The organism is Clostridium sp. D53t1_180928_C8 (assembly GCF_015667795.1).
Classification (GTDB): Bacteria; Bacillota; Clostridia; order Clostridiales; family Clostridiaceae; genus Clostridium.
In genome coordinates, this window is record NZ_JADPEL010000001.1 from 163,579 (window position 1) to 187,525 (window position 23,947).

Below are 23,947 nucleotides of genomic sequence, written 5' to 3' on the forward strand. Positions count from 1 at the left end.
ATTATTTAATTACGTTATTAGAAAGTTTATTAAGTATTTCTAAACCAGATTTGATTTCATCTTCAGTCAAATTATTAGTAAGAGATTTTTCCCAATTAGTTAAAACTGAAAAGAAATCATCCTTTATGTTTAAGGCCTTTTCGGTTAAGAAAATTCTATTAACTCTTTTATCATTAGTGTCCTTGATTCTAATTATAAAATTTAATTCCTCTAATTTTTTTATAGCTTTAGCTGTGGTACCTTTATCAATATTGACTAACTCAGAAAGTTTTTCTTGACTAATGCCATCATTTTTATATAAATGAATTAAGAACATATACTGTCCACAGCCAAAACCATATTTATTAAATTCTTTGCTAAAAAAAACATTAGCTTGTCTGTGAATAAGAGAAATATACCTACCGAAATATTCATTATTACAATTCATATTAATAAATCCTTTCCTAAATATAAGTAGTATTAATTTTTAAGTAGTTCATAGATATAATCTAAATTGACTAATATATTATAATGCTAAAATGGTTGCAAATGCAACTAAAAAGTTGGCGATGCAACTATTTTTTATAATAAATAAACTAATTATGATTAATATATATAATATAGAATGATGGAGGTTTATGAATGGTAATGAATGAAAATGAAAGTTTATGAATGAAAATGATTGACTTCTTATAAAAATAAGAGTATTATGAAATCAAGGAAGTGGTGTAAATGTTATCAGAAGAGAGACATAAACTGATTCTAGAAAAATTAGAAAAGGAATCAGTAGTTTATTTAAATGATTTAGTTAAATATTTAAATACTTCAGAATCAACTATTAGAAGAGATTTAACTGCACTAGATAAAGCAGGTTTATTAAATAAGGTTCATGGAGGAGCTACGTCATTAAATAGTGTAAATATAAATACAACTGATGATATTGTTGAGAATAGACAAACTTTGAATATAGATGAAAAATCTAAAATTGCAGAATATGCAGCAGCTTTAATAGAGGATAATGATTTTGTTTATATAGATGCAGGTACTACTACAGAGCTTATGATTAATTTTATTAATAATACAAAAGCAATTTTTGTGACTAATGGAATTGTTCATGCAAGAAAACTAATTAAAAAGAAATGTACGACTTATATTTTAGGTGGGGAATTAAAGCTTGCAACCGAAGCAATAGTAGGTGCTGAAACTGTAAATAGTTTAAGAAAATACAATTTTACAAAAGGATTTTTTGGAGCAAATGGAGTAGATGTTGAGAGAGGTTTTACTACACCTGATGTTAAAGAAGCTATGGTAAAGGAAGAAGCATTACAGAGGTGTAGAAAAAGATTTGTTTTATGCGATAAATCAAAATTTGGTGAAATTAGTTCAATAACTTTTGCAAATATTGAAGAAGCTAAAATAATAACAACCAATTTAGAGAATAATAAATATAGGCATGAAACAGAAATTTTGGAGGTAGAAGTTTAATGATATATACAATTACATTTAATCCAGCTTTAGATTATATTGTTAAGATGGACGAATTTAATTTAGGGCATGTAAATAGAAGTAATAATGAATTTGTTTATGCTGGCGGAAAAGGAATTAATGTATCAATCGTATTAAATAATCTAGAAGTAAAAAGTAAAGCGTTAGGATTTATAGCTGGTTTTACGGGAGATGAAATAGAAAGAAGAGTTAGAGAATTTGGATGCGATACAGACTTTATAAAGCTAAGTAGTGGAATGTCTAGAATAAATGTAAAAATAAAGGCTGATGTAGAAAGCGAAATAAATGGTGGTGGACCTGATATTTCATCAGAAGCATTAAATAATCTTTATAATCAGTTAGATAAATTAACTGAAGGAGATATATTAGTTTTAGCTGGAAGTGTTCCAAAAACAATGCCAACAGATGTTTATGAAAGAATAATGGAAAGACTTCAAGAAAAAAATGTTAAGTTTATAGTTGATACAACTGGTGAATCATTGCTTAAGGTATTAAAATATAATCCATTTTTAATAAAGCCAAATCATCATGAACTTGGAGAGCTATTTGGAGTAAAACTTAATAACAAGGAAGAAGTTATAGATTATGCTAAAAAGCTTAAAGAAATGGGAGCTCAAAATGTAATTATATCTATGGCCGGAGATGGAGCAGTATTAATAGACTCTAATGGAGATGTTATAACAAGTAATGTGCCTAAGGGGATAGTGAAAAATTCTGTTGGAGCAGGTGATTCAATGGTTGCTGGATTTATAGCAGGATATTTAAATTCAGAAAATGTTGAAGAGGGATTTAAGTTAGGAGTAGCAACAGGAAGTGCATCTGCATTTTCAGAGGGATTAGCTACAAAAGATTATGTTTATAAATTATTAGAACAAGTAAAATAGAAGGTTTTTAAGGAGGAAATAAAAGTGAAAATTACTGATTTATTAAAAAAGAATGGTATAGCACTTAATCCTACGGTAAATTCAAAGGAAGAAGCAATAAATAAATTAGTTGACTTAATGGATGCTACAGGAAGATTAAGAGATAAAGAGGCTTATAAGAAAGCAGTTTTAGATAGAGAAAGTTTAAGTACAACAGGGATTGGTGATAATATAGCAATTCCTCATGCTAAGACAAGTGCAGTAAAAGAAGCTGGACTTAGTGCAATGATACTTACAAATGGAATTGATTATGATTCACTTGATGGGCAACCAGCAAAGCTTTTCTTTATGATAGCAGCTCCAGAGGGAGAAAATAATCTTCATTTAGACGTATTAGCAAGATTATCAATGATGTTAATGGATCCTGATTTTAAGGAGCAATTAATAAATGCTAAAAGTGTTGATGAGTTCTTATCACTTATTGATTCTAAAGAAAATGATAAGTTAAAGGCTGAAAGTGATAAAGAGGAGGCACAAAAAGCACAAGCTAATGTATATAGAGTATTAGCTGTTACAGCATGCCCAACAGGTATAGCTCATACATTTATGGCAGCTGAAGCTTTAGAAAATAAAGCTAATGATATGGGAATTTCAATAAAGGTTGAAACAAATGGTTCTGGTGGAGCAAAAAATGTTTTAACTGATGAAGAAATAGCTAATGCTGAATGTATAATAGTTGCAGCGGATAAAAAAGTTGAAATGGCTAGATTTGAAGGAAAGAAAGTTATTCAAACTAAAGTTGCAAACGGAATTCATAAAACAGAAGAATTATTAAATAGAGCAACAAGTGGAAATGCTTCAGTTTATCATCATGCAGGTGGAAGTGATGGCGAAGGTATATCATCAGATGAAAAAGAGAGCATTGGAAGACAAATATATAAACATTTAATGAATGGTGTTTCTCATATGTTACCATTTGTTATAGGTGGAGGTATATTAATAGCTTTAGCATTCTTATTTGATAACTATAGTATTAATCCAGCTAACTTTGGTAAAAATACACCTTTTGCAGCATTTTTAAAGACTATAGGTGAAACTGCATTTGGATTTATGTTACCTGTACTTGCAGGATATATTTCAATGAGTATTGCAGATAGACCAGGTCTTGCAGTTGGTTTCGTTGGTGGTATGTTAGCTAACTTAGGTACAACATATGCAAGTGCATTTGATTCTTCAGTTTCAGTTGTAAGTGGAGGATTCTTAGGGGCATTATTTGCTGGTTTCTTAGGTGGTTACTTAGTATTAGGATTAAAGAAGATATTTGATAAATTACCACAATCTTTAGAAGGTTTAAAACCAACATTACTTTACCCTGTTATCGGTATTGGATTAATAGGTGCCATAATGATATTTGTAAATCCATTCTTTGGAGGAATAAATGAAATAATAACTAATTTCCTTAACTCAATGGGTAGTACAAGTAGAATATTATTAGGTATAGTTGTTGCAGGTATGATGGCTATTGATATGGGTGGTCCTTTCAACAAAGCAGCATATGTATTTGGTACAGCATCACTTGCATCAGGTAATTTTGAAGTAATGGCAGCCGTAATGGCTGGTGGTATGGTTCCACCACTTGCAATTGCTTTAGCATCAACATTCTTTAAGAGTAAGTTTACTAAGAGAGAAAGACAATCAGCTCTTACAAATTACATTATGGGATTATCATTTATAACAGAAGGAGCAATTCCTTTTGCAGCAGCAGATCCATTAAGAGTTATACCTTCATGTGTGGTAGGTTCTGCAACTGCTGGAGCACTTACAATGTTATTCAAATGTCAATTAAGAGCTCCTCATGGTGGAATATTCGTATCACCTGTAATAGGAAACCCATTTGGATTCTTAGGTGCAGTTGTTGTAGGTTCTTTAGTAGGAATGGTAATGTTAGCATTATTAAAGAAAAAAGTAGTAGAATAAAATAAAAAAATAAAAGTCTAAGACATACTAACTAGGTTAGATAATGTCTTAGACCTTTTTTTATTTATACTATAAATTAATAAAGTAATATATTCATCTTAGGCTTGATATTGTATAAAGGATAAAAAGAATAGAACTGTACAAAATATAAGCGTAAAGAAAAATAAGTATGCAGTAGGAGAATTATTATGGGAAAGAATAAAGAAAATAAAAAAAGTATAGTAAATTCAGAAGCCTTTCCAGGAATATTATTATTAGCAACTACAATATTAGCTTTAATTTTAGCGAATACGCAATTGGATAAATTTTATAATTATATTTTATATGATTTAAAATTGGGCGAAGAATTTAATTTGCATCTTATTATTAATGATTTTTTTATGGCAATATTTTTTTTAGTAGTAGGATGTGAAATTAAAAGAGAGCTTGTATATGGTAAATTATCAAGTGTAAAGCAAGCTTCATTTCCTGTAATAGCTGCAGTTGGAGGAATGATTGTTCCAGCATTAATATTTACAATTTTTAATTATAGTAGTGGATTTGAAATTGGTGCAGGAATTCCACTATCTACTGATATAGCCTTTGCAATAGGCATTTTTTCAATATTAGAAAGTAGACTTAACTTTTCATTAAAATTATTTTTACTTACTTTAGCTGTTGTAGATGATTTATTATCTATAATAATAATAGGTGTTTTTTATTCATCGCATATAAGAATTTCAGGAATAATTGCTTCTTTGATTATAATAGCAGTTTTATTTTCTGTTAAGTTCTTCAATAAAAGAAATAAGTTGTATCCATATTTAATATTAGGATTTGCATTATGGGTAACAGTATTTTATAGTGGAATTCACTCTACATTAAGTGGAGTAATTTTAGCTTTTAGTATACCAGTGTTACATGAGAAAGATAAAGAGAAGGATTTAAGTTATAAGGTTCAACATAAATTAGAGCCATTTTCTAATTATGTAATATTACCTTTATTTGCATTTGCAAATACAGGAATAAATTTAGGTGGAAACTTGAACTTAGCAAAGGATTATCCCTTAATGATAGGTATAATACTAGGTTTAGTTATTGGAAAGCCATTAGGAATAATGTTGTTTGGATATATAGGAAGCTTAATTGGAGTAACTAAAAAACCACAAGATACATCATGGTATGATGTATTAGAAGTATCTATTTTAGCTGGTATAGGATTTACCATGTCTTTATTTGTATCGGAAATTGCATTTGCAGGTGAAGAAGTTGAACTTAGTGTATCGAAAATATCAGTATTAATTGCAGCAGTTATTTCAATTATAATAGCAAGTGTATTAACTTCCATAGGAGAAAAGGTACAACATAAAAATAAATAAGTAATATGTGTGTATTTCTAATTTAATCTAATCAAGAAATACACACATATTTTTTTATAACATATAATATTTGTGACAAAAATATATAGGAAGTGCCTTAAAACGAGCATAATAAGTAAAGCGGTATATGGTAGTATGATTATAGCAGGAGGAGTGCTAGAAAAATATTTTAATCAATATACTTTAAATTCAAAAAAAATAAATGAAAGAGTTCTATTTAAAATATTAAATAAAAGTAAAGACTGTAAATATGGTAAAGAATATAATTTTAAATCTATAAAATCAATAGAAGAGTATAAAGAAAAAGTTCCAATTACTAATTATTCATCTTATGAAAAATATATAGATGAGATGCTTAGGGGAGAAAAAAATATTTTAGTTGGAGAAGATGTTGAGTATTTTGGACATACTTCAGGAACTACAGGTAAACAAAAACTAATACCAGTAACTAAAAAGTCTAGAGAAGTTGGTAGTAAGTATATGGCATTGTTACTTGAACGGTTTGCTTATAACAACTTTAAAGATAAGTGGTGTTATGAAAGAGGGCTAATGATAGCTGATACTGTTACCACAAATTGTTCAGAGGGGGGGGTGCCTATATGTTCTGCAACATCAGGTGGAATGGAGGCTATAAAAAATATACTTCCTAAGATGTATACTTCACCTTATGAGGTAATGAAAATAAAGGATAAAAATTCAGCTTTATATTTACATCTATTGTTTGGTCTTGAAGACAAAAATTTATTTTATATAAGTGGTGTATTTATATCAAATGTTTTAGATTTGCTAAGGGTTCTAGAGGAAGAAAGCAATATGCTTGTAAGAGATATTAGAAGAGGAAGCATTAATAGAAGCTTAAATATAGATGAAGCTAAAAGAAAAATTTTAAGCAAATATTTGAAGCCTAATGCAAGTAGGGCAGATGAGTTAGAGAAAGAATTTGCTAAAGGATTTGAAGGGATTTGCCAAAGAATATGGCCTAAATTAACGTATATTGCATCAGTAACTGGAGCTAATTTTTCAATATATGATGATAAAGTAAATTATTATACAGGTTCATTACCTATTTATTCACCAGCATATGCGGCAACTGAAGCTATGATAGGAATTAATCCATATGCTAGTAAAATAAGATATGTAGTAATTCCTGATACTGTATTTTATGAATTTATTCCAATAGAAGAAAGTGATAAAAATAATCCTAAAACTTATTGTATAGATGAGTTAAATATAGGTGAAAAATATGAAATTATAGTTACAAATTACGCAGGTTTTTATAGGTATAGGTTAGGAGATGTAATTAAGGTAGTAGATTATTGTAATAATTCTCCAGAGATAGAATTTTTATATAGAAAAAATCAGGTTTTAAATATGGTTTCTGAAAAAACAACAGAAGATCATTTGAAATCAGCTATAAATACAACTATTAATAAGTTCAATTTGTCATTAGTTGATTATACAACTTTAGAGGACAATACAATAACACCAGGAAGATATATTTTTTATTTTGAATTTAATGAAGAGCTACCTAAGAATAAGAAAAAAATGTTAGAGAAAACCTTAGATATAGAGTTACAAAAAGCTAATTTAGCTTATGGAAGATTTAGAAAAAATAATAGGTTGGCATGTACAAAAATTATTATTGTTAGAAAAAATACTTTTGATAATATAAAGAAATTTTTAATAGCAAAAGGTGTTTCAAAGAGCCAAATAAAAATTCCACGAGTAATAACAAATAAAAGAGATATTTTAAATATATTAAATGATAATAATTTTAAGTAATTATAAGAAGTGTATAGGGATTAACGCTCTATGACACTTCTTTTTATATTAAATAAATTATTTATAAAATGTTATAATATAACTATATAGTAAAATTAGGGAGAAAATATATGTTTATATGGATAGTTTATGCGTTAGGATCTGCATTTTTTTCAGGAGTTACATCAATTTTAGCAAAGATAGGAATTAAAGATGTTGACTCCCATGTGGCTACAGCCATAAGAACTATTGTAGTTTTAATTTTTTCTTGGTTAATGGTATTTATAGTAGGTTCACAAAGTACAATAGCAACTATTGATGGAAAAACTTTTTTATTCTTAATTTTATCAGGGTTAGCAACAGGGGCATCTTGGTTATGTTATTTTAAGGCATTACAATTAGGCGATGTTAATAAGGTAGTACCTATTGATAAAAGTAGTACAATTTTAACTATGATTTTGGCTTTTATTTTCTTAGGTGAGAATATAACTATAAATATGATAATTGGAATGATAGGAATTGCTATAGGTACTTATTTAATGATTCAGAAAAAAGAAATGGTAGAAAAACAAACTAAAGGTAGGGCATGGTTGATATATGCGTTATTATCGGCTTTATTTGCTTCATTAACATCTATATTAGGAAAAGTAGGTATAGAAAATGTTGAATCAAATTTAGGAACTGCAATAAGAACAATAGTAGTGCTTATTATGGCATGGGGGATTGTTTTTGTTACTAAAAAGCAAGAACATATTAAGAAGATAGATAAAAAAAGTTTAATATTTATAGTTTTATCAGGAATAGCAACAGGTGCTTCATGGATTTGCTATTATAGAGCATTACAAGATGGAGTAGCTTCTATAGTAGCTCCGATAGACAAGCTTAGTATTTTACTTACTATTATATTTGCTTATGTATTTTTAAAAGAAAAATTATCGAAAAAATCACTTATAGGTTTAGGGTTAATAGTTATTGGAACCCTATTATTGTTAATAAGGGTTTAATATATAAATAAAAATTACTTCGGAAAAAGCTAGTTTAAAAAATAGCAGTATTGTATTATAAAAAGCCTTTATTTTGCAAGTAATATATTAATATTATTATGTATAATCACATTATAAATTAGTAGATTAAAAGAAAATTAATGAAATTTAAAAGAAAAAATTGAGTTTTTATAATATGGAGGTAACAAATATGGAAAGACAATGGTGGCATAGTTCAGTAGTATATCAAATATATCCAAGAAGTTTTAATGATAGCAATGGTGATGGAATAGGTGATATTAATGGTATTAGAGAAAAATTAGATTATCTAAAAAAGCTTGGTATAGATGTAATTTGGCTTAGCCCAGTTTATAAATCTCCAAATGATGATAATGGATATGATATAAGTGATTACTGTGATATTATGGATGAGTTTGGAACTATGGAAGATATGGATAATCTTCTAAAGGAAGCTAATGAAAAAGGAATAAAAATTCTTATGGATTTAGTTGTTAATCATACATCAGATGAACATAAATGGTTTATTGAAGCTAAAAAATCTAAGGATAATGAATATAGAGATTATTATATATGGAGAGATTCAGTTGATGGACATGAACCAAATGATTTAGGGTCTTGTTTTAGTGGAAGTGCATGGCAATATGATGAAACAACAAGCCAATATTATTTACACTTATTTAGTAAGAAGCAGCCTGATTTAAATTGGGAAAATGAAAAGGTTAGAGATGAAGTTTATAAAATGATGAATTTCTGGGTTGATAAAGGAATTGGTGGATTTAGAATGGATGTTATTGATCTTATTGGAAAGGTTCCAGATAAGATGATAACAGGGAATGGCCCAAAACTTCATGAGTACTTACAAGAAATGAATAAGGCCGCATTAGAAGGAAATGACCTATTAACAGTAGGTGAAACATGGGGGGCTACTCCAGAGGTTGCTAAACTTTATTCAAATCCTAAAAGAAAAGAATTAAGTATGGTATTCCAATTTGAACATATTGGATTAGATCAAATTGAAGGAAAAGAAAAGTGGGATGTAAAGCAATTAGATTTACTTGATTTAAAGAAAGTTTTATCTAAATGGCAAACAGAGCTTGAAGGGCAAGGATGGAATAGCTTATTTTGGAATAATCATGATTTACCAAGAATAGTTTCAAGATGGGGAAATGATAAAGAATATAGGGTTGAAAGTGCAAAAATGCTGGCAACACTTCTTCATGGTATGAAAGGAACACCTTATATTTATCAAGGTGAAGAACTTGGAATGACTAATGTAAGATTTGAGGATATTAATGAGTATAATGATATTGAATCTTTAAATATGTACAAAGATAGACTTTCTAAAGGATATTCTCATGATGAAATAATGGCTTCTATATATGCAAAGGGAAGAGATAATGCTAGAACACCAATGCAATGGGATAATTCAAAAAATGCAGGATTTACTACTGGAAAACCTTGGCTTGCTGTTAATAAAAACTATGAATATATAAATGCAAAACAATGCGTAGAAGATGAGAATTCAATTTTTAATCATTATAGAAATCTTATAGATATAAGAAAGAAGAATGACACTATAATTTATGGTGATTACAAGTTATTATGTGAAGAAGATAAAAATATTTTTGCATATACTAGATCTTTAAAAGAAGATACGATATTAGTAATTTGTAATTTCTATGATAAAGAGGTTAACTTTAAATTTAATAATGACTTTAATTACGCGGAAGTATTACTAAGTAATTATAAGGATTCAAGCACTTTAATTGAAAACTTAAACTTAAGACCATACGAAGCTATAATGTTTAGAGTAAAATAATGAGACAACCTGCGGGAGCAATCTAATATATGGATTGACCACGCAGGTAATTTTAATTATTCATTTAATGAAAAATTAGGTATATAATTAAATAGATACTTATTTTAAATAATGGGGGCTAAAAGTGATGAATAAATTAGAAAAAAAATTAGAAGAATTTTCAGCATATTTGAAAATTATTGAGCATTATAGAAATGTAGGAAGTCTTATGTATTGGGATATGAGTACTGGAATGCCAGAAAATGCAGCAGAAGGAAGAGCAGAAACTATGTCTTTTATGCAAATGCAAGCACATAATTTATCTGTTGCAAAAGAAGTACATGATTTTATTAAGTTTTTTGAAAAGAATGAAGAAAAGTTAGATTTTGTTCAAAAAAGAATGTTGCATGAACTTAAAAAGAATTATGAAAAAGAGAAGATATTTCCAGAAGAATTTATAAGGGAGTTTTCATTAGCTGCATCTAGAGGACAATTAGCTTGGGAAAAGGCTAAGAATGAAGATAACTTTGAAATATTTAAACCAGAATTAGAAAAAATAGTTGAACTTACTAAAAAGTCAATAGAATACAAGGGTTATAAGGGAAATAAGTATAATGCTTTACTTGATGATTATGAACCTGGATTAACAGTTGAAAAACTAGATAAGGTTTTTGATGAATTAAGAGATGGGATAGTTAGCATATTAAATAAGATAAATAGTAGTGAAACAAAAATTTGCAATGCATTTGATGGAAAAGAATTTCCTAAAGAAAATCAAAAAAGATTTTGTATAGAAATTTTAAAGGCGATGGGATTTAACTTTAAGTCGGGAAGAATGGATGAAACAGAGCATCCATATACCTTAGATATGAGTAATAAGGATGTTAGAATAACAAATCATTATTATTTAAATGATTTTACATCAGCAATGTTTTCTGCAATACATGAAGGTGGACATGGAATATATGAACAGAACTTGCCTGACTCTTTAGAAGGAACAGGATTAAATACTGCTGCTTCTATGGCTATTCATGAATCCCAATCAAGATTTTATGAGAATATAATAGGAAGAAGTAGAGCTTTCTGTGAATATTTATATAAAGAAGCAAAGAAAGAGTTTAAAGAACAATTTGAGGGTGTTAGTGAAGAAGAGTTTTATAATACAATAAATAAAGTTAAACCTTCATTAATAAGAACTGAAGCAGATGAGTTAACTTATAGTATTCATGTAATTATAAGATATGAAATAGAAAAATTACTTATTAATGATAAGATTCAGGTTAGTGATTTACCAAGAGTATGGAATGAAAAGTATAAGGAATACCTAGGGGTAGAACCTACAAGTGATAAGGTGGGAGTGCTTCAAGATATGCATTGGTCAGATGGATCATTTGGATATTTTCCAAGTTATGCTTTAGGAAATCTTTATGGAGCTCAAATGTTAAATGAAATGGTTAAGGATGTTCCTGATATATATGATGAAATTGCAGAAGGAGATTTAGGATCGGTAGATGAATGGTTAAAAGAAAATGTTCATGACTGTGCTAATCTTTATGATCCAAGTGATTTAATAAAAAGAATTACAGGAGAAGAGCTTCAAGCAAAATATTTCATTGAATATTTAGATAATAAATATAGAGAAATATATAAGTATTAATTATGATATGTATAGCCTCAGAGGTAAAATTATTATTTTGCCTCTGAGGCATTTTTTTAATAAATATAGAAATATGTTAATAGTATATAAAGTAACTATTTATAATATGGGGGATATATTATGCATTTATATACTATACATCAATGGCTCCTTTTATTTTACTTTTATTGTTTTATAGGATGGATATGGGAATCTGTTTATGTATCTTTAGGAAAGCATAAATGGGTAAATAGAGGATTTTTAAAGGGACCTTTTTTACCTATATATGGATATGGAGCTGTAGTAGTATTACTTTCTACATTAACAGTAGAGAAGAATCTTATATTAGTATTTATTATAGGAATGATAGCAGCAACTATATTAGAATATATAACTGGAGCAGTGATGGAAAAAATATTTCATATTAGATATTGGGATTATACAGATAAACCTTTTAATGTAAATGGTCATATTTGCTTATTATCAACATTGGCTTGGGGATTATTTTCTATACTTTTAGTAAGATTTGTTAATCCACCTATAGAGAATTGGATTATAGGTATTCCAGAAGAAATATCAGAAATAAGTGCATATATTATAACTGTTTTTATTACAATTGATGGGGTTCAATCATTTAATGAGGCTATTAATTTAAAGAGTATTCTAATTAAGATAACTGAAAGAAATGAAACAGTAAATATTATTAAGAGTAGATTAGAAGTTGTTGAAGCGATAATTAGTGAAGATGTTAAGGACCTTCAAGAGAAATTAACTTATAGGAGTGAAACAAAGCAGGAAAATAAAATTATTAAGAGGCAAAATAAATCACAATATATTGAATCTGTTATACGAAAAAAATTAGGGTTAACTGAAGCTAAAATTAGAAGTCTATCTGAAAAATTATCATTGTATATGGATAAACTTGAGAATATATCATATAGAGGTATAGGCGATAGTGAGAGTTTAAGAGCTGAATTTAAAGAATATATTAATAAATTAAAAAGTCATGAGAGTAGAATCCATAATACTGAAAGTAGAATTTATATAAGTTCAATAAATATATTACGTAGAAATCCGAATGCTAAAACTAAAAAGTATGAAGAGGCAATGAATGAGGTAAAGGAGTTAGAAAAGGATTTAAAGAAAAAATAAACATCTAATATCAAAAAAATACTATTGTTATAAAAATAGAGCATAATGTGATATATAATAGAAAAAATATACATTATTATTATAAATATGAATAACTAAAAAGGTATGAGAAGGGGAATATAATTTATATGAATAAAAAAATCGATTTACATATGCATAGTTTTTATAGTGATGATGGTGAGTTTTCACCAAGTGAATTAGTAATAAAATGTAAGAAAAGTGGTATTAAAATTATGTCTGTTACTGATCATAACTGTGTACGAGCTAATGAAGAAGCAGCTAAGGTTGCATGGGAAAATAATATTATATATATACCAGGAATAGAGATTGATTGTACATTTGAAGGTATTAATCTTCATGTATTAGGTTATGGAATTAATTATAAAAATAAAAGTTTTATTGATATTGAAAGAAATATTGATAAACAGTGTATTAAGGCATCTTTTAAGAGTCTAGAGTATACACAAAAATTAGGATTTTCCATAACAAAAAATGAAATGGTAAAATTAGAAAAACACAGTTATTGGAAGGGACATTGGACAGGAGAGATGTTTGCAGAAATCTTATTAAATAAAAAAGAATATATGGATCACCCATTATTAAAACCATATAGAGATGGGGGAGATAGAGGTGATAATCCATATGTTAATTTTTATTGGGATTACTATTCTCAAGGAAAGCCGTGTTATGTAAAAATGGATTATCCATCCTTAGAAGAGGTAGTAGATATTATTCAAAAAAATGGGGGAAAAGCTATTTTAGCACACCCAGGGGTTAATTTGAAAAATAATAACAATATGTTTGAAAAAATTATTAAAACAAAAATAGATGGAATAGAAGCATTTAGTAGTTATCATAATTATGATCAAAGTTTATCATTCTTAAATGAAGCAAAAAAGAGAGGAAAGCTTTTTACTTGTGGAAGTGATTATCATGGAAAAATAAAGCCAAATGTAAAACTTGGACAAATCGGATCTTTAATAAATGAAGAAGAAATACTAAAAGGTATAAATAGTTTGATATATAGCAAATAGAAAGGTGATTATTCTACTATAGTACCAACCTATATATTAGGTTGACCTTAGATAGGAAGTTGTTTAAAATTGAATTATATGGTATTAAAAAGAGGAATGATTTTATTCCCCAATATATAGAAGGCGAATATATTTATATTCCCCAAAAGCGTATATTAGGCATCAATTGGTAAGAAAGACTAATATGTTAAAGAAAATAAGTATAAGAAATTCTAAGACTTATAATGAGTATATAGAATGTAAAAATGAAAATGAGCTTGCAAATAAGCATTATCTATCTAGAAAAGGTATAGATAGAATAATACTAGAGCAATCTAAGAAAAAATAGATAGAATAGAAGTTTGAGCCATAATTAAGTTTATGGCTCAATTTTTTTACAATAAAAATTTATTTTATAGTGAACCTTTTTAGATGATAGAGTATCTAATTAATAATTACACTATGGGGGGCAATGAATGTTTAGGATAAAGAAGAGTAATATTAGTAAGGCTAAAGGGGGCAACAAAGAAGCGTTTATAGAGTTAATAGAAGAAAACCTTAATAGTATTTATAGAGTAGCAAAGGGAATTCTTAATGCTGAAGAGGATATAGAAGATGCCATTCAAAATACTATATTATTAGCATTTAAGAATATAAAGACATTAAAAAAAGACGAGTACTTTAAAACTTGGTTAATAAAAATTCTTATTAATGAAAGTAATAAAATTTATAATTTTAATAAAAAGTTTGTTAAGTTTGAAAAAATGAAAGAGCATTATGTAAATGATAATTATCAAAATATAGATTTAAAGAGAGCTATAGATAGTTTAAATGAAGAATTAAGATTAACTATAATATTATTTTATTTTGAAGATCTAACAATATCTGAAATTGCAAATATGTTAAATATACCAGAAGGAACAGTAAAGTCACGATTATCGAGAGCTAAGGGTAAAATAGCATATTCTCTTAATGAGAAGGAGGTATTGTAATGAGGAATATAGAAAAAGAGTTAGAAGATTTAAGAATGAATAAAGAAATATGTATTCCAGATTCATTGCGTAAAAAAGTTGATGAAACATATGAGCAATTAGAAGAAAATAAAATATCTAAAAATATAATAAAAAATACAGTTAAAGTAGCCTCTATAGCGATAATAATTTTGGTTAGTACAAATTTTATAGCACCTACAATTGCCGAAGAAATCCCATTAGTAGGACCAGTCATAAAAATGCTTAACAATGAAATGGGAATGAATGTAGGATATACAGATAATGGGTTAGTTGTAAAAGAAACATTTAATACTGAATGCTATAGTGTGAATATTGAAACAGTAGATTTTGATGGGGAAAAAATCCTAATAGTATATAAGGTTATTGGAATAAAGAAGAATACACCTTGGCCATGTGTATTAGATATAGATATAAAATCAGATTCTTTAATAATTAATAAAGAAGCTTCGATGGCAACTGGAGGTATTGAAGAAGGGGCGTATTATGGATATCAACAATATGATATTAATTTTAATAATGAGAATTTAAAACAAAAGGAGATTCAATTAAATATAACACCTAAAGTTTTAATAGTAGGTGATGATAAAGAAGAGTTTATAAATGAAGATGAGATTAATTTAAATGTTAAGAATAAAAATTATAGATAAAAAATATTATATGTGAGGTATATGAGAATGAGAAAAACAATTAAATATTTATTATTATGTATTGTAGCAATAGGACTATTAGTAGGATGTAGTAATTCATCAAAAGAAGAAAATGTAGAAAGTTTTATTAAAAAGTTAGTATCATATGATACTTATAATAATATGGAAAGTATTGAAGAGGAAGGTCAACTTATTGAAGATTACAAATCAAGATTTGGTGAATATCTTACAGAGGATGCTTTTGATTTATTGATGGCTAATAGGATATTTAGTAAATATAGTGCTGTTATATCAGATGCAAGTGGTGTTACAGATATTAATATTACCAAAACTAGTGAAACACAAAATGATGGATATATTCATTTTGAGTATGAGGTTTCATATAAGCTAGAACGTGATGGTGAAGCTGTTGATATGAATGATTATATGGCTTTTAATGTACTTGATGAAAGGGGATATAAGATTGAAAAGGTATCAATATTAGATAAGACAAGTAGTATTTTTAAAGAGTTCAAAAAGTAATATATTTATAAAAAATTATAATTATTTTATTAACTAAAAAATATCAATAGATTAGAGGTGTAATATGAGCGAGAAGGTGTTAATTAATAATAAGGAATATACTTATGTAAATAATTATAAAGATAATGAAGAATTAAGAGAAGGTCTTAATAAGTTAACAGAAAAAACTTATGGATTTAACTTTAAAAGTTGGTATGAAGCAGGATATTGGGGAGAAGAATATATTCCATATTCATTATTAGATGGTGAAAAGTTAGTAGCAAATGCATCTGTAAGTATTATGAAAATGAATGTTTTAGGTAAAAAGAAAAATTATATTCAAATAGGGACAGTAATGACTGATTATGAATATAGAAATAAAGGTTTATCGAGATATTTAATTGAAAAAATAATTGATGAATATAAAGAAAAATATGATTGTATTTATTTATCAGCAAATGATACTGTATTAAACTTTTATCCTAAGTTTGGATTTGAAAAAGTTAATGAATATCAGTATTCAATAAATAAAGCTAAGAATGTTACTAATATTAAGACTAGAAAATTAAATATTAATAATGTTGAAGATAAAGAACTTTTAGAGAGTATTATTAATAATAACATAGTAAATTCTAAACTTTATGTATATGATAATAAAAATTTAATTATGTTTTATTGTTTAGGATTTTTAAAAAAATGTATTTATTATATTAAAGAATATAATGTAATTGTTATTTGTGAATATGAAGATGATGTATTAAATATTAAGGATATACTATCTGATAGAAAGTATGATTTAGATAAAGTTATTAATGTTTTAATAGATAATAAAACTAAAATAGTAAATTTAGAATTTACACCTAATGATACAGATGGATATGAAAAGAATATATTAACTGGTGATAATGATACTTTATTTGTTTTGAAGGATAAAGAAAATATTTTTAAAAGTAATTATTTGATGTTTCCTATATTATCTCATGCATAAATAAATTAAGGGATAGGGGTAAATAAAATATGAGAATAGAGAGTAATAAAATAATAATTAGAGATTTTGAGAGAAAAGATGCAGTAAATCTTTATAGAATAGTTAGAGAAAAAAATATTTATAGATTTATGCATGATTGGGCAGATAATGGTGACTGTCCAGAAGCGTATTTTGGATATATTGATTGGCATCAAACCAAAAAGAATTCAATAGATATTTATGAAAATAAAAGATATGTAATTGCATTGCCACATACAGATGAAATGATTGGAATGGTAGGAATGGGGCTTGAAGAAACTTTAAATGAAGTTGAAGTAGCTTATTTTATGTCAGAGAAGTATCAAAGAAGAGGATATACTATTGAAGCAGTAAATGCATTAGTAGATTGGTGTTTTGAGGTATCAGATATAAAATATCTTATTTTGACTATTGACTCTGTAAATATACCTTCAAGAAATCTTGCAGAAAAATGTGGATTTGAGTTATTTGAAAAAAGAATTCCTATTGGGCATAAACAACCGAACATGGAAAGTGATAGATATTTTTATTATAGAAAATATAGATAAGAGAGTGATTGACTTAAAGATTATTTATAGATAGTCTTTAAGTCATTATTATTTTAAAAACAGAACTATATATGATTATTAAAAAATGATACAATTTATGTAAATAATTATAGATAGAGTAAAAGTATTTGGGAGATTTATTATGAAAATTTTAGTTGCAGATGATGATGAAAGAATACTTAGGTTATTAAGTGACTATTTGAGTTTTAACAATTATGAAGTTATTAAGGCTACTGATGGAAAAGAAGCATTAGAGATTTTTAATTCAAACAATATAGATTTAATTATATTAGATGTTATGATGCCTATATATGATGGGTGGATAGTTTGTAAGGAGATAAGAAAAAAATCAAATGTACCTATTATAATGTTAACAGCCAAAGATAGTGATTTAGATCAACTTTTTGGATTTGATATTGGAGCAGATGACTATGTTTCAAAACCTTTTAATATTGATTTGTTATTAGCAAGGGTAAAAAGATTATTAAAAACTAATAGCATATCAGAAATAGAAAGTAAAAACTTATTTTTTAAAGGAATAAAAATAGATGAAGAGAAACATTTAGTTAATATTGATGATAAAAATATAGATTTAAGTCCAAAAGAATATGATTTAATTTTGTACTTTATGAAAAATTTAAATAAAGCAATTCATAGAGAAACTCTTCTTAATGTTATTTGGGGAAATGAATATTTTGGAGATACAAGAACAGTAGATACACATATTAATAGATTAAGAAATAAGCTTGGAAGCTATGCAATTTACTTAAAAACTGTAAGAAGTTTTGGGTATAAGTTAGGGGAAGAATAATGAAGTCTATCAAAAATAAATTATTTGTGGGAATATTATTTATTTTAAGTATTTTTATGATAGGAATAATAATTTATGGGTTTTCATTTAAAGAATATTTTCAAAAAGAAAAATTAAAGGAAATGAAAGAAATAATTTTAGAAGTTGAAGAAAATTTTGATGAACATTCAATAGAATTTATGGAAAAGTTTATAAGTAATCTTTCAGATAAATATAATGTTCAAATAGATATACAAAATAGAAATAATGGTAAAGTAGTATGTGCTACTCATTCATCGGGGAAAAATACTATGAATGGATGGGGAGGACAACATAGGTTTGAGGTAACTGAAAACCTAGGAATAAAAGACGATATTATTAAAGAAATAATTCATGATAATTCAACAGGTACAAATTTTTTAACTTCTATAAAGTATATAGATAATGAAAAGTATCAAATATTAATTAGAACTCCAATAAATATTATGGAAGATGCTGTAGTAAAATCAATAAGTCTTCTAATGATAATTTTTATACCAATTACTATTATTATATTAGTTTTGACTAGTTTATTTTCAAAGAAGTTTACTAATCCAATAATAAAAATAACAGAAAAGACTTCAAAGATAGAAAAGTTAGATTTTAGTGATGATTTGAATATAAAGAGTAGTGATGAGATAGCAATACTTGCAAAAAGTGTAAATAACCTTTCAAGTACAATAGAAAGTACATTAGAAGAATTAAATGACAAAAACTTAAGTCTTAAGAATTTTATAGATAAAGAAAAGGAAAATGAAGTTTTAAGAAGAGAGTTTGTATCGTCTGTGTCTCATGAATTAAAAAGTCCTATTGCAGTTATATCTGGATATGCACAAGCATTAGAAGCTGGTATTATCTCAAATGATGAGGATAAGAACTATTATATTGGAGTAATTAATGAGGAAGCTGAAAGAATGCAGATTATAGTAAATGACTTGCTAGATTTATATAAGCTTGAATCAAATACATTTAAATTAGATGTTAAAGAATTTTCATTAGATATATTAATGAAAAGAATAATGAAGAAAAATGATTTAAGATTTGCAGAAAATAATATTAAATTGATTATTAATATAGAACCAGTAAATATAATTGGAGATGAAATTAGAATTGAACAGGCTATACAAAATTATATTAATAATGCAATAAGTCATGTAGATGATAAAAAAGTATTAGAAATTAATTTAGTAAATACAGATAATACAGCAATTATTTCAGTATATAATAGCGGAAAAAATATAGAAGAAGAAAATGTTAATAGGATATGGCAAGGTTTTGTTAGAATTGATAAGGTAAGAAATTATAAGGAGAAGCGAGTAGGTTTAGGGCTAGCAATAGTAAAACAAATAGTAAGACTTCATAATGGAACTTATGGGATTATTAATAAAGAAGATGGAGTAGAGTTTTATATAAAATTAAATGATTTGTTAAATAAATATTAGAGAGCTGTGACATAACTGTGACATAAAATAGTTAATATTTAGTTAGTAAGATAACTAATACAAAACTTTAGTGAAAATATTGAAAGGGGAAATTAAAATGAAAAAATCAGTATTAACTTTATTATTAGCTGGTGTATTAACAATAGGAGGAACAGTAATTGCTTTTGCAGATGATATAGCTCCAATGCTAAATTGTAACCAAAATAGAATTACAGGAGTTCAAGGTTTAATGAATGATGGATTAAGTTTTGAAGAGGCAAAGGAAGAAATGCTTAATGTAAAGTTAGAAAGAGTAGATACTGCTGTTGAAAATGGAGTAATAACAAGTGAAAGAGCAGAAGAAATAAAAAGCGAAATGGAAGTTAGTTCAGAATCTTGTACTACTCCAGGAGAAAATAGGGGGACTCATGAAGGCTATGGTTTAAACCAAGGAACAAAGGGAAATGGAAAATGTTATGGTACTGGAAACGGAAATAGAAGAGGAAATGGAAGACTTAACTGTAATTAATATTAAATAGCTTCCAAATGGGAAATACTACTATATTTAAAAATATAGTAGTATTTTTAGGTTTTATTTTTCAATTCCGTATTTCCAATCTATTATGCCACCAAAATCATATATATTATTATAACTAAGAGATTTTATAATTTTTGAGGCTTCAGCACTTCTTCGCCCACTTCTGCAATATACTAAAATCTGTGAGTCCTTATTTTTAACGATATCTTCTATAGTATTTTCTAAAGTATCCAAAGGAATCAATATACTATCTTTTATATGACCATCTTCGTATTCGTCTTTTCATCGCACATCTATTATTATTTCATCATTAGAAGTATCAATAATATTTTTTGCTTCTTCAGAAGAAATCTTTTTTACGTTAATAATAGTACTATTAGTATTATTAGAGCATCCATATAATAAAAAAGCACTTAGTGTAGTAGTAGCGACTAATATTAAAAGTTTTTTCATTAAGCTTTACATCCTTTCCGATATATATAAATTATTTAGAAAGTTTATTAAATATTATTTGTAGAGTTAATAACAATATATTTTTAAATTTTATAAGCTATATTGATATTTTATACTTTAAATTAATTATAACAGTTTTACAGTATAAGATTACAAATACTTAGGTGATTTTGTTACATAAAAAATGTAAGATTTGTTTTATATTAATAATGTAATAAATAATGTTTTAGCAAAAAGGAGCTATTAATTATGAGTAAAAAAGTTCTAATTGTTGGTGGTGTTGCCGGTGGGGCTTCTACTGCAGCAAGATTAAGAAGAATAGATGAAAATTGCAAAATAGTAATGTTTGAAAAAGGTGAATATATTTCATTTGCTAATTGTGGACTTCCTTATTATATAGGTGGAACAATTACAGATAGAAGTAAGCTTGTTGTTCAAACAGTTGAGGATATGGAAAATAAATTTAATATGGATATTAGAAATTTTAGTGAAGTTACTAAAATAAATAGAGATAATAAAACTGTAGAAGTTAAAAATCATAAAACAGGTGAAACTTACGAAGAAAGTTACGATGTACTAGTTTTATCTCCAGGTGCAAATCCAATTAAGCCTCCAATTCCAGGAATAAATGAATGTGATAATTTATTTACCCTTAGAAATATTCCTGATACAGATAAAATAAAATCATATGTTGATGATAAAAAACCAAGAAATGCTGTTGTAGTTGGTGGTGGATTTATAGGTCTTGAAATGGCTGAAAATCTAGTTGAACGTGGAGTAAGTGTTACTTTAGTTGAAATGGCTAATCAAGTAATGGCTCCAATTGATTTTGAAATGGCAGCTGCAGTTCATGAGCATTTAAGAGATAAAGGTGTTAATTTAATTTTAGAAGATGGAGTTAATTCATTCTTAGATAATGGTAAAAAAATTAAATTAAATAGTGGAAAAGAAATTAATTCAGATTTAATAATTCTTTCTATAGGAGTTGCACCTGAAAGTAAAATAGCTAAAGATGCAGGAATTAAAGTTAACAAAAGAAATGCAATAATAGTTGATGATCACATGAAAACTTCAGATGAAAGTATTTATGCATTAGGTGATGCTGTAGAAATTAAAGATTATGTTACAGGAGACCCTACAATGATTCCTCTTGCTTGGCCTGCAAATAGACAAGGTAGAATAGTGGCTGACAATATAGCTGGTAGAGATGCTAAATATAAAGGAACACTAGGTTCATCAGTTGCTAAAGTATTTGATTTAACAGTTGCAGCTACTGGGATTAATGAGAAAATATTAAAAGCTAAAAATATTGAATATAAAGCAATTCATATTCACCCAGGTTCACATGCAGGATATTATCCAGGAGCTTTCCCTATACATTTAAAATTAATATTCTCTCCTAAGGATGGAAAAATATTAGGTGCTCAAGCAGTTGGACTTGATGGAGTTGAAAAGCGTATAGATGTTTTAGCAACTGCTATAAAAGGAAATTTAACTATTTTTGATTTAACAGATGTAGAAGCTTGCTATGCTCCTCCATATTCATCTGCTAAAGATCCTGTAAATATGATTGGATATTATGCAACTAATATACTTGATGGATTAGTTGATATAGTACAATGGAATGAAATTGATAGCTTAGTTAATAAGGAAGAATTCATTTTAGATGTAAGAGAATCATTTGAAATTTCTCTTGGAACTATTGAAAATTCAGTAAATATTCCTCTTGGACAAATAAGAAAAAGAATTAATGAAATTCCAAAGGATAAAACAATTTATGTTTATTGTCAAGTTGGTCAAAGAGGATACGTTGCTTGTAGAGTATTAAGTCAACTTGGATATAAAACTATAAATATTGATGGTGGTTATAAGACTTATTCATTAACTAAATCTATTAATGGAGATAAAGGTGATTCTGTAATTAAAGAAAAAGAAACTACAAATAATAATGAATTGGTGAAAGATATGAATACTGATTTAACAAAGGTTGCTGTTACTTTAGATGCTTGTGGACTTCAATGTCCAGGCCCAATAAGAAGAGTATTTGAAGAAATGCAAAACTTAAATGATGGAGATATTATAGAAGTAAGAGCTACAGATCCAGGCTTTTCAAAGGATATTACTTCTTGGAGTAAGAATACAGGAAACACTATGCTAAAAAGTGAGTTTGATAAATCTAAAAGGGCATTTGTAGCATATGTTCAAAAAGGGAAAGTAGAGGCAGTTGATCAAGGTACTATAGCTGAAGCTACAATGCAAATTGAAAATAAAAATGGTTCTACTATGGTTGTATTTAGTGGTGATTTAGATAAAGCAATTGCTTCATTTATAATTGCAACAGGGGCTGCTTCTATGGGAAAAGAAGTTACAATGTTTTTTACATTCTGGGGATTAAATGTTCTTAAGAAGAAGGATAGACCTAAAGTTAAAAAGAATATAGTTGAAAAAATGTTTGATTTTATGCTTCCAAGTAATCCAGGAAAGTTACCACTTTCTAAAATGAATATGGGTGGAATGGGACCTAAGATGATTAAGTATATTATGAAGAAAAATAACGTTGATACTTTAGAGCAATTAATTGAAAATGCCATAAAGATGAATGTTAAGGTTGTTGCTTGTGCAATGTCTATGGACTTAATGGGAATTAAAAAAGAAGAGTTAATTGATGGAGTTGAAGTTGCAGGAGTTGCTTCTTATTTAGGTGCAGCTGACGAATCAGGATTAAATCTATTTATATAAAAAAAGTGTAAGTATTATTGAAAGAGAAAGAATTTATAATTTAATAATGTAAAATTTTATTGAAGTAAAAATGCCTATCAATGAAAATGAAATAGCAATTCAAGATAGCAATTGGTGAAACTAAAAAGCAAATTTGTATTATTCAAAAATTTAGGAGCATCATATGAAGTTTATAGTTATCTACTAGTACAAACTGTAATAATGA

At 27.2% G+C, this 23,947-nt stretch carries 22 protein-coding genes and 1 pseudogene; 20 read left to right on the forward strand and 3 right to left on the reverse strand.

The window, feature by feature from the left end; translation table 11 throughout:
* Window position 1: 1 nt before the first annotated feature.
* Window positions 2-427: a MarR family winged helix-turn-helix transcriptional regulator gene (locus tag I4V51_RS00740; protein WP_195986414.1), complete on the reverse strand. Its 426-nt coding sequence runs from the start codon at window positions 425-427 to the stop codon at window positions 2-4.
* A gap of 284 nt (window positions 428-711) precedes the next feature.
* Here I4V51_RS00740 and I4V51_RS00745 point away from each other — a divergent pair, with 284 nt between their 5' ends.
* The 19 genes from I4V51_RS00745 to I4V51_RS00835 all read left to right on the forward strand — a co-directional run bounded on the left by I4V51_RS00745 (window position 712) and on the right by I4V51_RS00835 (window position 20,541).
* Window positions 712-1,464: a DeoR/GlpR family DNA-binding transcription regulator gene (locus I4V51_RS00745; protein ID WP_195986415.1), complete on the forward strand. Its 753-nt coding sequence runs from the start codon at window positions 712-714 to the stop codon at window positions 1,462-1,464.
* Window positions 1,464-2,369: a 1-phosphofructokinase gene (gene pfkB / locus I4V51_RS00750; protein ID WP_195986416.1), complete on the forward strand. Its 906-nt coding sequence runs from the start codon at window positions 1,464-1,466 to the stop codon at window positions 2,367-2,369. Before I4V51_RS00745 ends, pfkB begins: the two co-directional genes overlap by 1 nt.
* A gap of 24 nt (window positions 2,370-2,393) precedes the next feature.
* Complete coding sequence (locus I4V51_RS00755; protein WP_195986417.1) at window positions 2,394-4,325, forward strand: PTS fructose transporter subunit IIABC; 1,932 nt, start codon at window positions 2,394-2,396, stop codon at window positions 4,323-4,325.
* Between the two features lie 188 nt (window positions 4,326-4,513).
* Window positions 4,514-5,683, forward strand: a complete 1,170-nt coding sequence (nhaA, locus tag I4V51_RS00760) for a Na+/H+ antiporter NhaA (RefSeq protein ID WP_195986418.1) — start codon at window positions 4,514-4,516, stop codon at window positions 5,681-5,683.
* A 135-nt stretch (window positions 5,684-5,818) separates the two neighbouring features.
* On the forward strand, window positions 5,819-7,465 hold the full coding sequence (locus I4V51_RS00765; RefSeq protein WP_195986419.1) for a GH3 auxin-responsive promoter family protein: 1,647 nt from the start codon (window positions 5,819-5,821) through the stop codon (window positions 7,463-7,465).
* Between the two features lie 116 nt (window positions 7,466-7,581).
* Window positions 7,582-8,448 (forward strand): EamA family transporter, encoded by an 867-nt coding sequence (locus I4V51_RS00770; RefSeq protein ID WP_195986568.1) that lies wholly within the window; start codon window positions 7,582-7,584, stop codon window positions 8,446-8,448.
* A 190-nt stretch (window positions 8,449-8,638) separates the two neighbouring features.
* Window positions 8,639-10,267 (forward strand): alpha-glucosidase, encoded by a 1,629-nt coding sequence (locus tag I4V51_RS00775; protein WP_195986420.1) that lies wholly within the window; start codon window positions 8,639-8,641, stop codon window positions 10,265-10,267.
* Window positions 10,268-10,394: 127 nt separating this feature from the next.
* Window positions 10,395-11,903, forward strand: coding sequence for a carboxypeptidase M32 (locus tag I4V51_RS00780; RefSeq protein WP_195986421.1), 1,509 nt, complete (start codon window positions 10,395-10,397; stop codon window positions 11,901-11,903).
* 120 nt (window positions 11,904-12,023) lie between these two features.
* On the forward strand, window positions 12,024-13,034 hold the full coding sequence (locus tag I4V51_RS00785) for a putative ABC transporter permease (RefSeq protein ID WP_195986422.1): 1,011 nt from the start codon (window positions 12,024-12,026) through the stop codon (window positions 13,032-13,034).
* Between the two features lie 128 nt (window positions 13,035-13,162).
* Entirely contained in the window at window positions 13,163-14,068 is a 906-nt protein-coding gene (locus tag I4V51_RS00790; RefSeq protein ID WP_195986423.1) for a PHP domain-containing protein, read from the forward strand.
* A 184-nt stretch (window positions 14,069-14,252) separates the two neighbouring features.
* Window positions 14,253-14,396 carry a hypothetical protein gene (locus I4V51_RS00795; protein ID WP_195986424.1) on the forward strand — a complete coding sequence of 48 codons (144 nt, stop codon included), beginning with the start codon at window positions 14,253-14,255 and terminating at the stop codon, window positions 14,394-14,396.
* A 127-nt stretch (window positions 14,397-14,523) separates the two neighbouring features.
* Window positions 14,524-15,039 carry a sigma-70 family RNA polymerase sigma factor gene (locus tag I4V51_RS00800; RefSeq protein WP_195986425.1) on the forward strand — a complete coding sequence of 172 codons (516 nt, stop codon included), beginning with the start codon at window positions 14,524-14,526 and terminating at the stop codon, window positions 15,037-15,039.
* Window positions 15,039-15,707 carry a DUF4179 domain-containing protein gene (locus tag I4V51_RS00805; RefSeq protein WP_195986426.1) on the forward strand — a complete coding sequence of 223 codons (669 nt, stop codon included), beginning with the start codon at window positions 15,039-15,041 and terminating at the stop codon, window positions 15,705-15,707. The genes I4V51_RS00800 and I4V51_RS00805 overlap by 1 nt, the downstream gene beginning before the upstream one ends.
* A 27-nt stretch (window positions 15,708-15,734) precedes the next feature.
* Window positions 15,735-16,229: a hypothetical protein gene (locus I4V51_RS00810; RefSeq protein ID WP_195986427.1), complete on the forward strand. Its 495-nt coding sequence runs from the start codon at window positions 15,735-15,737 to the stop codon at window positions 16,227-16,229.
* Window positions 16,230-16,293: 64 nt separating this feature from the next.
* Window positions 16,294-17,196 (forward strand): GNAT family N-acetyltransferase, encoded by a 903-nt coding sequence (locus tag I4V51_RS00815; protein ID WP_195986428.1) that lies wholly within the window; start codon window positions 16,294-16,296, stop codon window positions 17,194-17,196.
* A gap of 29 nt (window positions 17,197-17,225) precedes the next feature.
* The gene (locus I4V51_RS00820) at window positions 17,226-17,762 is read left to right on the forward strand and encodes a GNAT family protein (RefSeq protein ID WP_195986429.1); all 537 of its coding nucleotides are present in this window, start codon (window positions 17,226-17,228) and stop codon (window positions 17,760-17,762) included.
* Between the two features lie 142 nt (window positions 17,763-17,904).
* Window positions 17,905-18,573, forward strand: coding sequence for a response regulator transcription factor (locus tag I4V51_RS00825; RefSeq protein WP_195986430.1), 669 nt, complete (start codon window positions 17,905-17,907; stop codon window positions 18,571-18,573).
* Window positions 18,573-20,033 carry a HAMP domain-containing sensor histidine kinase gene (locus tag I4V51_RS00830; protein ID WP_195986431.1) on the forward strand — a complete coding sequence of 487 codons (1,461 nt, stop codon included), beginning with the start codon at window positions 18,573-18,575 and terminating at the stop codon, window positions 20,031-20,033. The genes I4V51_RS00825 and I4V51_RS00830 overlap by 1 nt, the downstream gene beginning before the upstream one ends.
* Before the next feature lie 97 nt (window positions 20,034-20,130).
* Entirely contained in the window at window positions 20,131-20,541 is a 411-nt protein-coding gene (locus I4V51_RS00835; RefSeq protein WP_195986432.1) for a hypothetical protein, read from the forward strand.
* 63 nt (window positions 20,542-20,604) lie between these two features.
* Here I4V51_RS00835 and I4V51_RS20985 read toward each other — a convergent pair.
* Window positions 20,605-20,817 (reverse strand): annotated as a pseudogene (locus I4V51_RS20985) (rhodanese-like domain-containing protein); the annotation flags it as partial.
* A gap of 15 nt (window positions 20,818-20,832) precedes the next feature.
* The gene (locus I4V51_RS20990) at window positions 20,833-21,003 is read right to left on the reverse strand and encodes a hypothetical protein (protein ID WP_243281345.1); all 171 of its coding nucleotides are present in this window, start codon (window positions 21,001-21,003) and stop codon (window positions 20,833-20,835) included.
* Between the two features lie 249 nt (window positions 21,004-21,252).
* Between I4V51_RS20990 and I4V51_RS00845 the strand changes: the two genes are divergently transcribed.
* Window positions 21,253-23,742 carry a CoA-disulfide reductase gene (locus I4V51_RS00845; RefSeq protein WP_195986433.1) on the forward strand — a complete coding sequence of 830 codons (2,490 nt, stop codon included), beginning with the start codon at window positions 21,253-21,255 and terminating at the stop codon, window positions 23,740-23,742.
* The last annotated feature ends 205 nt before the right edge of the window (window positions 23,743-23,947 follow it).